We start from the raw sequence: 11110 nt of genomic DNA, 5'->3' as shown, positions 1-11110 counted from the left end.
CCTGCGCCGCGTCAACGAGCGGGAAGGGTTCCACCGGCGGCGGCACCAGGCGGCCGTCTGCGAAACGTTCCAGCAGCCAGAGCATGCCTTCGCGCAGTCGCGGCGCTTCCGCGGACAGGAAGCTGAGATTGGCCGCCAACACGCTGCGGTTGCTCGTGGTCATGGCCAGCGGGTTGAAGCGCGGCGTGCGCCACCAGTCCCAGGCCAGCTTCAGCCAGTTCACGCGGCCGTCCTTCGGCAGCATCGAAGCGAAGCCGTAGATCACCAGCTTGCCCATCGGGGCCAGCGCATCGAAGCTGGCCTTCAGGGTCGAGACGCCGTTGGCGTCGAACACCGCATGGAACCCGTCCGGCGCGATCGACTTCGCTGCCGCGATCCAGTCGCCCGCCGATTTGTCGATGACGTGGGTGGCGCCGAGCGCCTTCGCCGCGTCGATCTTGTGCGCGGCGCCGACGACGCCCGTGGCTTCGACACCGGCGAGCCGCGCCAACTGCAGCAGGGCACCGCCCACGCCGCCGGCAGCGGAGTGCACCAGCCAGCGCTCGCCGGCCCTCGGATACACCTGCTGATGCGCCATGAACCACGCGGTGAGGAACACCGTGGGCAGCGCCGCGGCTTGCTCGCTAGAGAGCGAGGGCGGCGTAGCGAACACGCGGTCTGATGGCAGGCAGATCGCGCTGGTGTAGCCGCCGAACAGCGTCACGCCGATGGCGCGGTCGCCGAGCTGCCAGCCCTCGACGCCGTCACCGACCGCATCGACCACACCGGCCACCTCGAAGCCCGGCGTGATCGGGTAGCCGTGCAGGCGCTTGGCGCTCTCGTACAGGCCCATGCGGATGATGCCGTCGGCGTAATTGACGCCGCAGGCTTCGACGCGCAGCCGCACCTCGCCGGCCTTCGGCAGCGGATCGGGGGACTCGACGAGGCGCAGGGCGTCGTAACCGCCCGGGCGTTCGATGACGATGCGGCGCACGCGGATCAGCCGCCCGCTGGTCGGCGCCAGTGCGCCACGCCGATCGCGATCGGCAGCGGAATCGCCAGCATCGCGATGAGCATCCACAGCGGGTGCGGCAGCAGGCTGAGATTGATGGCGCAGAGCCCCACCATCAGCAGGCCGAGGGCGATGCCGAGGCCCTTCCAGCGCGGCCGGGCGATCGTGGTGGCGACCAGCACGGCCACGGTGGTCGCGATGGCATAGGCCAGCAGTACCCACGCTTTCGCCGCGAGCGGCATCGCTTCGACGAAGCCCGCCATCTGCGCCGCGTCCTTCGGGTCGATGCCCGTGGGTAGCGGCCAAACGGCGTGTCCGACGGCCTGGAGGCCGGCCACCGTCAGCGACATCGCGACGGCGCCGGCGAGGAACGCGAGGATCAAGCGAAGCATGGACGTCTCCCTCCCGAGGAGCGCCCAGCCTGCGTCAGCCCACGCGAAAAAGGAAACGGGCCCGAAGGCCCGTTCCTGGTCCAGCGATGGCGTGGCCGATCAGGCCGGACGCGTGCCGTCGCGGCGCTGGCCGCCCTGACGCTGGCCACCACCACCGTTGCCACCGTCGCGGCGCGGGCCGCCGGCGTGGCCCTGCGGGCGGCCGCCGTCACGGCGCGGGCCGTGGGCATGGCCGTCGCGGCGCGGGGCGGCGGCATTGCCACCCGGGCGCTGACCATCACGGCGCGGCGGACGCGGGCCGTCCGGGCGACGCGCGCGCTGCTGGCCGGCCGTGCTGTCGTCGTTGATGTCGTTGCCGTCGCGGAAGCTCCAATCCGGCGGGAAGCCGTCGAGGCCGCGCACTTCCAGCGGGTCCTTGAGGATGCGCTGCACCTGGCGGAGCAGCTTGGCTTCGTCCTTGGAGACCAGCGAGATCGCTTCGCCCGTGCAGCCGGCGCGGCCGGTGCGGCCGATGCGATGCACGTAGTCCTCGGGGACCATCGGCAGCTCGAAGTTGATGACGCGCGGCAGGGCGGGGATGTCGAGGCCGCGGGCGGCGATGTCGGTCGCCACCAGCACGCGTACGGTGCCCTTCTTGAAGTCGCTGAGCGCGCGCAAGCGGGCGTTCTGCGACTTGTTGCCGTGGATCGCCTCGGCCGGGATGCCGGCGGCGGTGATCTGCTTGGCGAGGCGGTCCGAGCCGTGCTTGGTCTTGGCGAAGACCAGCGTCTGGTCCTGGTAGTGCGTGGAGAGCAGCTGCAGCAGCACTTCGCGCTTCTGGGTGTCGCGCACCGGGTGGACGCGGTGCGTCACCATCGCGGCGACGGCGTTCGGCGGCGTCACCTGGATTTCCTGCGGATCGCGCAGGGCTTCCTTGGCGATCTCGCGGATGGCCTTGTCGAAGGTGGCCGAGAACAGCATCGTCTGGCGCTGCTTCGGCACCATCGCGATGATGCGGCGGATGGCCGGCAGGAAGCCGATGTCGAGCATGCGGTCGGCCTCGTCGAGCACCAGCACCTGCACTTCGCGCAGGTCGACGTTGCGCTGCTGCATGTGGTCGATCAGGCGGCCTGGGCAGGCCACGATGATGTCGACGCCGCGGCGCAGGGTGTTGGCCTGGTTCACCAGCGAGACGCCGCCGTAGACGACGGCCATCTTCAGCGACAGGTGCTTGGCGTAGTCGCGCAGGTTGTCGTGCACCTGCTGCGCCAACTCACGCGTGGGAGCAAGAATCAGTGCGCGCGGGTTCCGCGAGCGCTCACCGGCGGCGAGCTTCTGCAGCAGCGGCAGGCCGAACGCGGCGGTCTTGCCGGTGCCGGTCTGCGCGCCAGCCAGCAGGTCGCGGCCTTCGAGGGCCGCCGGGATGGCTTCGGCCTGGATCGGCGTGGGCGTGGTGAAACCGAGGCCGTCGAGCGCACGGCAGAGCGCGGGCGTGAGCCCGAGGGATTCAAACGTCATGAGAGAACACTCCAAAAGCGAAAAACCCGGAGCGTTCCCTGGAACCGCGCTGCGAGAGGGGGCGGACGAACCGCTGACGGTGCCCTTGGGCGGGCGGAAGGGCCGGGGCGACGGCTTCAAGCCGAGGCGCGCGGCCGGCGTGGGGACCTTGGATCACCCGGCACCGGAAGCCGCGCACCCTACGGCAAGCGCGTCGCCCGCGCCAGCCCGGCGCTCGGACGGTTCAGCCGGGAGCCATCGGTGTCAGGACCGGTGGGGCACGAGGAGCACGTCGGCGTCGAGCTTGGCCAGCAGGCGCTGGCCGACACTGCCCAACAGGCCGCCGAGCCACGGGCCGTGGCCCCGGGTGCCGAGCACCACGAGGTCCGCGCCACGTTCTGCGGCCTCCCGTTCGACCGTCTCCGCCACGTCGCCGCGGCGGAAGTGCGCCACCCAGTCCGGGTAGCGGGCGGACAGCGCGGCGAAGCGTTCCAACGCGCCTTTCTCCGCCTCGGCGGTGAAACGCTCGAGCGCGGCGGGGTCGGGCTGGACGAGGGCGAGCGTGGCCTCCGGCAGCGAGGGATGCACGTGCAACAGGTGTTTCTCCGCGGCTGGCGCGAGCACGGCGGCCCAGGGCAAGGCGTGCTCGGCGCTGGGGCTGAAATCGGAAGCCCCGAGCACCCGTCGCCAAGGCGCGGTGGCCGGCCGGCGGCAGACCAGCAGCGGCAACGGGCTGGCGTGCACCGCGGCCTGCGCGGTGGTGCCGAGCAGCCGCTGCCCCAGCCCGGTCGGGGCATGGGCGCCCAGCACCAGCAGGTCGCCACCGAGCTCGGCAGCGAGGGCGCCGAGGTCTCGGCGCGGCTGGCCCACGAGGCAGTGCAGGGCGATATCGGGATGGGTCAGCGAGGCCAGCCGGGCCCGTTGCTGGCTGAGACGTGCGAGGCCGGCTTCCTGCAGGGCTTCAAGGCCGATCCACGCCACGCTGCCCGGGTCGCCCCAGGCCGAGACGACGGGCAGTGGTTCGACCACATGCATCAGGCTGAGCCGCGCCCCGAGGGCGACGGCGAGCGCATCGGCGCGCCGCAGCGCGTCGTCGGCGCAGGCGCTGAAATCGCTGGCCACGACGAGGTGGGATGGGGCGGGGGTGGACGCTGCGTTCGACATGGCCGGAGCTCCCGGGGGCGATGAGGCCACCATGCGCGGCTGGAATGGGCCGTCGCATGACCTCGGTCAAGTATCCTGCGCCGATGTGGAACGACCTGCGCCGAGGGCTCTGGATCGCCCTCGCTTACACGGCGTTGGGGCTGGGCGTGATCGGCATCTTCCTGCCCGGCCTGCCCACCACGCCGTTCATCCTGGTCGCCGCGTGGGCCGCCGCGAAAAGCTCGCGCCGCCTGCACCAATGGCTGCTCGACCACCGCCTGTTCGGGCCGATGGTGCGCGACTGGCAGGCCCGCGGCGCGGTGAGCCGGAAGGCGAAGCGCATGGCCGTCCTGATGATGTCGCTATGCGCCGTGCTGATGTTCGCCACCGCGCCGCAGTGGTGGATGGCCGCGACCGGCACGGCCTGCATGGCCGTCGTCGCGATCTGGCTCTGGCGTCGGCCTGAGTAGTCCGCGGGGCCGCTCAGGGCGCTGCGTCGAGGATCCGCTTCGCGCCCTTGTAGCTGCGCGTCCAGTGCGGCGCGGTGAGGGCATCGATGCGCACGCGGCCGCCGCGGCTGGGCGAATGGATGAAGCGACCTTCGCCGACATAGATGCCGACGTGGTCGATCCGGCCCCGCCCTTGGCGGAAAAACACCAGGTCGCCGGCGGAGAGCGCGGTCTTCTCGACCGGCGTGCCGGCGCCGACGAACTGGTCGTTCGCGGTTCGCGGCAGTTCGAGCCCCAGCGATTCACGGAAGACGTAGGACGTGAAGCCCGAGCAGTCGAAGCCCCGTTGCGGCGTGGTTCCGCCGAACCGGTACGGCGTGCCGATCAAGCCCATCGCCTGCATCAGCAAGTCGTCGGCACGCAGGTCGAGCGGCACCGCGTCGCTGGTGCGGTCGCTGTGCAGGGCGCGGGGTTCGGAGGCGCTCTCGCCGGACGTCTCGTCGCGGTCGCCAAGGCTGGCGCAGCCGGAGAGCAGGCCGAGCGCAAGCGCCAGCGCCGCGGCGCTTGGCGCGGCGCCACGGGCGGCGGGATAATGGCGGGGCAGGGCGTTGCGGCCGTTCATGGCCGCGGAGTCTGCCCCAATCCGCGCGCTGTCTTCCAGCGCCCCACCCCGAGTTTTGGAATCCCCATGAAGATCGAGAAAGACCACGTCGTCCGCCTGCACTACACCGTGTCCGAGGCGGGTGGCGAGGCCATCGAGAGCTCGCGCGAGAGCGAGCCGCTGGCCGTGCTGATCGGCCACAACGCCATCATCCCGGGCCTCGAGGCCGCCCTCATCGGCCGCGAAGCCGGCGAGACCTTCGACGTCACCGTGGCGCCGGACCAGGCCTACGGCGAGCGCCGTCCGGGTCTCGTGCAGCGCATCCCGCGCAAGCATTTCAAGAACCAGAAGCTGGCCGTGGGCATGCAGATCGTGGTCCCGACGCAGATGGGCCCGCGCCCGGTCACTGTCGAGAAGATCGGCCTGTCGGTGGTCGACGTCGACTTGAACCATCCGATGGCCGGCAAGAGCTTGAGCTTCAACGTCGAGGTCGTCGACGTCCGCGAAGCGACGGCCGAAGAGAAGGACCACGGCCACGTCCACGGCGAGGTTGGCGTGGAGCACTGACGCCCGCATCGAAAGGCCCGTGTCCCAGGCGCCCCGCGGCCGTATGCTGTGGGGCGTTTTCATTTGGCGAGCCAGTGGCATGCGAGAACCGATTCTCCCGCCCGATACGCGGATCGACGTGCTGGACCGCCTGCGCGGTTTCGCGCTGCTCGGCATCTTCCTGATGAACATCGAGTACTTCGGCCGCCCTTTGCAGGACTACGTGCTGGGCATTCCCGCCGGCTTGCAGGGCCAGGATGCCGCGGCCGCATGGTTCGTCTACACCTTCGTGCAGGGCAAGTTCTGGGTCCTGTTTTCGCTGCTTTTCGGCATGGGATTCGCCGTGATGGCGGACCGGGCGCGCGACGCCGGCCGGCCGTTCCTCGGCACCTACCTGCGTCGAACCGTGCTGCTGGCGCTCTTCGGTCTGCTGCACATCGCCCTGCTGTGGGATGGCGACATCCTGCTGTCCTACGCCGTCACGGCGCTCGTCCTGATGGCCTTCCTGCACGTGCGGGGCCACGCCCTGTGGCTGGCGGGTGCGGCGCTCTACCTCGGCGCGAGTGCGCTGGCCGCGCTGAGCGGCCTCGTGTTGCAGCTCCTGCCGCCAAGCCAGCTCGCGCCGATCGCTGCGCAAATGGACGAAGCGACCGCCCAAGCGCAGATCGCCGTCGAGGTCTACGCCCACGGCAGTTTCGTGGCCGTGGCCCAGCAGCGCCTCGAGACGGTCTTCACCTACATGGTGCCCAGTGCGTGGCCGATGCAGATCCCCAGCATCCTCGGCGTGTTCCTGATCGGCGCCTGGCTCGTGCGTTCCGGTCGCATGGTGGACGTCGTCGCGCATCGGGGCTTCTTCATGCGTCTGCTGATGGTGACGCTGCCGCTGGCTGTCCTCGGCGTGGGCGCCAGCCTGGCGGTGGGAACGCAGTTCCCCGCTGGCGAGGATTTCCCCCGGGCCATGCTGGCCACGGGCCTGATGATGCTGGGCAACCTGCCGGCGTCGCTCGCGATCGTGAGCGTGTTCGCGCTCCTGGCCGGAAGCGGCTTCGGCGCGCGCATGACTGCCGTCCTGGCGCCGGCCGGGCGCATGGCCCTCACCAACTACCTGACGCAATCCCTGGTCTGCAGCCTCGTGTTCTATGGATATGGCCTCGGCCAGTACGGCGAGTGGGGCCGTGCCAGCCAGGTGGGCTTCGTGGTCCTCGTGTTCGTGCTCCAGGTGCTGGCCAGCCGCTGGTGGATGGCGCGGTTCGAGTTCGGTCCTCTGGAAGGCCTCTGGCGTGCCGGTACCCATCTGCGTGCGCCGCGCTGGCGCGCGGCGGGCCACTGAGGTCGCTGGATCCGTGGCATGACGATCGGAGAAGCGGCCGCACGCCGCGATGTTCTGGTGGTGGGTGGCGGCGTCATCGGCCTCGCCTGCGCGCAGGCGCTGTCCGCCGCCGGCCGCTCCGTGCTTCTGCTCGAACGCGACCGCATCGGCGCGGCGACCAGCCACGGCAACTGCGGCACGCTCACCCCGAGCCACGCCTTGCCGCTGGCTGCGCCGGGAATGGTGGCGAAGGCGTTAGGCTGGATGCTCAAGCCCGACGCCCCCTTCCTCGTCCGGCCGCGGTTCGACCCGGCGCTGTGGGCGTGGCTGCTGCGCTTCGCCGCGCGCTGCGACGAGCGCACCTTCCGCGCCGCGATCGCTCCCAAGGCCGCGCTGTTGAGCGCGTCGCAGGCCCTGCTCGATGCGCTCATCCCATCGCGCGACCTCGATTGCGGGCATCGCCGGGACGGCTTGCTCTACGTCTGGCGCGATGGCGCCGCCTTCGAGGCCGGTCGTCGAGGACATGCCGTGCTGCGGGAGCACGGCATCACCGTGGACGAATGGGACGGCGCGCGCACCGAACGCGAGGAGCCGGCGCTGCGGGAGGGCGTGGCCGGTGGGTTGTTCTTCCCCGACGACGGGCATCTGCGTCCGGATCGCTACACCACCGAACTTGCTCGCATCGCAGCGCAGGACGGTGCCGTCATCGAGGAGGGTGCCGACATCGTCGAGCTCGTCCGCGACGGCGACGCTTGGAAGGCCACGGCGCGCGACGGCCGGTCATGGCGTGCCCGTGAGCTGCTGCTGGCCAGCGGCCCTTGGGCGGCGCATATGGCCGGCACGCTCGGTCTTCGCCTGCCGATCATCCCCGGCAAGGGCTATTCGATCACCTACGAACGCCCGACGCTGGCGCCCCGCCGCCCACTGGTGCTGAAGGACCATTCGGTCTGCGTCACCGCCTGGGACGACGGCTACCGGCTGGGCAGCACGATGGAGTTCGCCGGCTACGACGAGCGACTCACCCGCGCCCGCCTCGACGCCCTCGAACGCGGCGCTGCCGCGGTCCTGCGCGAGCCGACCGGCCCGATGAAGCGCGAGGAATGGTTCGGCTGGCGACCGATGACCTGGGACGACCTGCCGATCCTCGGCGCCGTCCCCGGCCAACCCGGCCTGTGGCTGGCGGTCGGGCACGGGATGATGGGCATGGGCATGTCGGCGGTGACCGGGCGCCTGCTCGCCGACCTCGTGACCGGCCGGCCCCCCGTGATCGACCCGACCCCTTACGCCATCACCCGCTTCGGCTGAGCGACACTGCGCGCATGGACCTGTTCTCGCTCCGACGCGGCCGCGCGCCGCTGCTGATCAGCGTGCCGCACGACGGCGCGCATATCCCGCCAGACCTCGCGGCGCGGATGACCCCCGAGGCCCGCCGCGCGCCGGACACCGACTGGTGGATGTCGGCGCTCTACGGCCCGATCGCCGAGGCGCTCGATGCTTCGCTGATCGTTCCCACGCACTCGCGCTACGTGGTCGACCTGAATCGCCCGCCGGACGATGTCTCGCTGTATCCCGGCCAGAACACCACCGGCCTGTGCCCCGCCGTGCGCTTCAGCGGAGATCCGGTCTACTTGGACGGGCAGGGTCCGGATGCCGACGAGATCGCGGCGCGCGTCGAGACCTATTGGCGCCCCTACCACGAGGCCCTCGCGGCCGAATTGGCCCGCCTGCGCGAGCGGCATAGCCGCGTGCTGCTTTGGGAGGGCCACTCGATCGCTTCGACCGTTCCCTTCCTGTTCGAGGGCGAATTGCCCGAACTGAACGTGGGCACCGCGACCGGGGCGAGCTGCCGTGCCGCGGTGGAAACCGCGCTCCACACCGCGCTCCAGAGGCAATCGCGGTTCTCCTGGGTGCTCAATGGGCGCTTCAAGGGCGGCTACATCACCCGTCACTACGGGCGTCCCGCCGAAGGCATCGACGCGGTGCAGCTTGAGACCGCCCAGCGCGCCTACATGGTTGAACCCGATGGGGGCTTCGAGCCGGAACGGGCCGCACCGCTGCAGGGGCAGGTGCGCGCGCTCATCGAGGCAGCGCTCCGGGCCTGATCCGGGTGGCGCATCGGGTAAATGCGCGATAAATCGCGACGGAATCGTCAGCACACCGTCATCTTGGGCGTGTAAATCTATCGTTAACCGGGGCCCAGCCCGCCCCCCGGTGCACGGAGCCCGCCATGACCCCCGGAATGACCCTCGCCCGCTTCGTCGTCGCCGGCTTCATCGCCGTGCTGATGCTGGCGATCTCCAAGGCCGAAGCCTCCGCCTGACGCGCGCCCACCGGCGCGCGTCGTCGTTTCCGAGGCTCAGACCTCCAGCGATGCGAGGTCGCCCTTCGTCTCCAGCCAGCTCTTGCGGTCGCCCGCGCGCTTCTTGCTGAGCAACATGTCCATCAGCGCGCTGGTTTCGCCGGCGTCCTCGACCGTCAGCTGCACGAGGCGGCGCGTGTCCGGATGGATGGTCGATTCGCGCAGCTGCGAGGGGTTCATCTCGCCCAAGCCCTTGAAGCGCGTCACCGTGACCTGGCCGCGGATCTTCTCGCGCTCGATCTTCTCCAGCAGCAGGCGCTTCTCTTCCTCGTCCAGCGCGTAGAAGACCTGCTTGCCCACGTCGACGCGGAACAGCGGCGGCATCGCCACGAAGACGTGGCCGGCGCGCACCAGCGCCGGGAAATGCTTGAGGAACAGCGCCGAGAGCAGGGTGGCGATGTGCAGGCCGTCCGAGTCGGCGTCGGCGAGGATCACCACCTTGCCGTAGCGCAGGCCGTCGATGTTGTCGTGGCCCGGGTCGCAGCCGATGGCCACCGCGAGGTCGTGCACTTCCTGCGAGCCGAGCACCGAGCCCGACTCGACCTCCCAGGTGTTCAGGATCTTGCCGCGCAGCGGCAGGATGGCCTGGAAGTCCTTGTCGCGCGCCTGCTTGGCGCTGCCGCCGGCCGAGTCGCCCTCGACGAGGACGAGTTCGGTGCGGCCGAGGTCCTGCAGGATGCAGTCGGCCAGCTTGCCGGGCAGGGCAGGCCCTTGCGTGATCTTCTTGCGGACGACCTGCTTCTCGGTCTTCAGGCGGGCCTGAGCGCGGGCGATCGCCATCTGCGCGATGGCCTCGCCCTGCTCGACGTGCTGGTTCAGCCAGAGCGAGAAGGCGTCGTGGGCCGCGCCCTCGACGAAGGCCGCGGCCTGCCGCGAGGAGAGGCGCTCCTTGGTCTGGCCGCTGAACTGCGGATCGCCCATCTTCAAGGAGAGGATGAAGCTGGCGCGGTCCCAGACGTCCTCGGGGGCCAGCTTCACGCCGCGCGGCAGCAGGTTGCGGAAGTCGCAGAACTCGCGCAGCGCATCGGTGATGCCCGAACGCAGGCCGTTCACGTGGGTGCCGTGCTGCGCGGTGGGGATCAGGTTGACGTAGCTCTCCTGCGGGCACTCGCCTTCGGCGGTCCAGCACAGAGCCCATTCGGCGATCTCGCCTTCCTTCGCCAGCTTGCCGACGAACAGGTCGGCCGGCAGCCAGTCCGGCTCCCCGCCGCGGGCGGCCAGCTCGCCCTTCAGGTAATCGCGCAGGCCGTCCTCGTAGTACCACTCGTTGCGCTCGGCGGTGGCCTCGTCATAGAGGGTGACCTTGAGGCCGGGGCAGAGCACGGCCTTGGCCCGCAGCAGGTGGCGCAGGTGGCGCAGGTTGTACTTCGGCGTGTCGAAGTACTTCGGGTCGGCCCAGAAGCGCACCCGCGTGCCGGTGTTGCGCTTGGCGACGGTGCCGATGGTCTCCAGCGGCGAGAAGCGGTCGCCGTCGCGGAACTCCATCCGGTACTCGCTGCCCTCGCGACGGATCTGCACGATGACCTTGGTGGACAGCGCGTTCACCACCGAGACGCCGACGCCGTGCAGGCCGCCGGAGAAGGCGTAGTTCTTGCCGCTGAACTTGCCGCCCGCATGCAGGCGGGTGAGGATCAGCTCGACGCCGGGGATCTTCTCCTCCGGGTGGATGTCCACCGGCATGCCGCGGCCGTCGTCGTTCACCTCGCAGCTGCCGTCGGCCCAGAGCGTCACTTCCACCGTCTTCGCGTGGCCGGCCAGGGCCTCGTCCACGGCGTTGTCGATGACCTCCTGCGCCAGGTGGTTCGGGCGCGTGGTGTCGGTGTACATGCCGGGGCGGCGCTTGA

General features: G+C 70.5%; 11 protein-coding genes. 5 read left to right on the top strand and 6 right to left on the bottom strand.

All coding sequences use genetic code 11. The features are described 5' to 3' along the window. The 4 genes from ACIQ6S_RS13615 to ACIQ6S_RS13600 all read right to left on the bottom strand — a co-directional run. Positions 1–973, bottom strand: a 973-nt coding sequence (locus ACIQ6S_RS13615; protein WP_397608827.1) for a zinc-binding dehydrogenase, incomplete at its 3' end; no start/stop codon positions are given. A gap of 5 nt (positions 974–978) precedes the next feature. Further along, positions 979–1383 carry a hypothetical protein gene (locus tag ACIQ6S_RS13610; protein WP_397608826.1) on the bottom strand — a complete coding sequence of 135 codons (405 nt, stop codon included), beginning with the start codon at positions 1381–1383 and terminating at the stop codon, positions 979–981. 99 nt (positions 1384–1482) lie between these two features. Then, positions 1483–2880 (bottom strand): DEAD/DEAH box helicase, encoded by a 1398-nt coding sequence (locus ACIQ6S_RS13605; protein ID WP_397608825.1) that lies wholly within the window; start codon positions 2878–2880, stop codon positions 1483–1485. A 243-nt stretch (positions 2881–3123) separates the two neighbouring features. Beyond that, entirely contained in the window at positions 3124–4023 is a 900-nt protein-coding gene (locus tag ACIQ6S_RS13600; RefSeq protein ID WP_397608824.1) for a universal stress protein, read from the bottom strand. 56 nt (positions 4024–4079) lie between these two features. On the opposite strand from ACIQ6S_RS13600, the gene ACIQ6S_RS13595 reads away from it, so the two are divergent. Continuing rightward, a complete protein-coding gene (locus ACIQ6S_RS13595; protein WP_397608823.1) occupies positions 4080–4472 on the top strand; it encodes a YbaN family protein in 393 nt (130 codons plus the stop codon). Positions 4473–4485: 13 nt separating this feature from the next. On the opposite strand, the gene ACIQ6S_RS13590 is transcribed toward ACIQ6S_RS13595, so the two are convergent. Continuing rightward, positions 4486–5073, bottom strand: coding sequence for a C40 family peptidase (locus tag ACIQ6S_RS13590; protein WP_397608822.1), 588 nt, complete (start codon positions 5071–5073; stop codon positions 4486–4488). A 66-nt stretch (positions 5074–5139) separates the two neighbouring features. Here ACIQ6S_RS13590 and ACIQ6S_RS13585 point away from each other — a divergent pair, with 66 nt between their 5' ends. From ACIQ6S_RS13585 to hutG, 4 genes are all read left to right on the top strand, one after another. After that, the gene (locus ACIQ6S_RS13585; RefSeq protein WP_297876152.1) at positions 5140–5619 is read left to right on the top strand and encodes a peptidylprolyl isomerase; all 480 of its coding nucleotides are present in this window, start codon (positions 5140–5142) and stop codon (positions 5617–5619) included. Positions 5620–5698: 79 nt separating this feature from the next. Then, positions 5699–6928: a DUF418 domain-containing protein gene (locus tag ACIQ6S_RS13580; protein ID WP_397608821.1), complete on the top strand. Its 1230-nt coding sequence runs from the start codon at positions 5699–5701 to the stop codon at positions 6926–6928. 18 nt (positions 6929–6946) lie between these two features. After that, on the top strand, positions 6947–8212 hold the full coding sequence (locus tag ACIQ6S_RS13575) for an NAD(P)/FAD-dependent oxidoreductase (protein WP_397608820.1): 1266 nt from the start codon (positions 6947–6949) through the stop codon (positions 8210–8212). A 14-nt stretch (positions 8213–8226) separates the two neighbouring features. Beyond that, complete coding sequence (hutG, locus tag ACIQ6S_RS13570) at positions 8227–9009, top strand: N-formylglutamate deformylase (RefSeq protein ID WP_397608819.1); 783 nt, start codon at positions 8227–8229, stop codon at positions 9007–9009. A gap of 254 nt (positions 9010–9263) precedes the next feature. Here the strand turns inward: hutG and parE are convergent. Then, a partial coding sequence (gene parE / locus ACIQ6S_RS13565) for a DNA topoisomerase IV subunit B (RefSeq protein ID WP_397608818.1) occupies positions 9264–11110 on the bottom strand: 1847 nt, incomplete at its 5' end.

It is taken from the genome of Silanimonas sp. (genome assembly GCF_044377035.1).
In the GTDB taxonomy this organism is placed as follows: Bacteria; Pseudomonadota; Gammaproteobacteria; order Xanthomonadales; family Xanthomonadaceae; genus Silanimonas.
The sequence above is the reverse complement of the archived record's forward strand: the minus strand, read 5'-3'. Positions and strand labels throughout refer to the sequence as shown.

What these genes read in the sequence shown, in the direction of transcription:
- ACIQ6S_RS13610 (WP_397608826.1), bottom strand. Translation starts at nt 1,383, where the DNA reads ATGCTTCGCTTGATCCTCGCGTTCCTCGCCGGCGCCGTCGCGATGTCG.
- ACIQ6S_RS13605 (WP_397608825.1), bottom strand. Translation starts at nt 2,880, where the DNA reads ATGACGTTTGAATCCCTCGGGCTCACGCCCGCGCTCTGCCGTGCGCTC.
- ACIQ6S_RS13600 (WP_397608824.1), bottom strand. Translation starts at nt 4,023, where the DNA reads ATGTCGAACGCAGCGTCCACCCCCGCCCCATCCCACCTCGTCGTGGCC.
- ACIQ6S_RS13595 (WP_397608823.1), top strand. Translation starts at nt 4,080, where the DNA reads ATGACCTCGGTCAAGTATCCTGCGCCGATGTGGAACGACCTGCGCCGA.
- ACIQ6S_RS13590 (WP_397608822.1), bottom strand. Translation starts at nt 5,073, where the DNA reads ATGAACGGCCGCAACGCCCTGCCCCGCCATTATCCCGCCGCCCGTGGC.
- ACIQ6S_RS13585 (WP_297876152.1), top strand. Translation starts at nt 5,140, where the DNA reads ATGAAGATCGAGAAAGACCACGTCGTCCGCCTGCACTACACCGTGTCC.
- ACIQ6S_RS13580 (WP_397608821.1), top strand. Translation starts at nt 5,699, where the DNA reads ATGCGAGAACCGATTCTCCCGCCCGATACGCGGATCGACGTGCTGGAC.
- ACIQ6S_RS13575 (WP_397608820.1), top strand. Translation starts at nt 6,947, where the DNA reads ATGACGATCGGAGAAGCGGCCGCACGCCGCGATGTTCTGGTGGTGGGT.
- hutG (WP_397608819.1), top strand. Translation starts at nt 8,227, where the DNA reads ATGGACCTGTTCTCGCTCCGACGCGGCCGCGCGCCGCTGCTGATCAGC.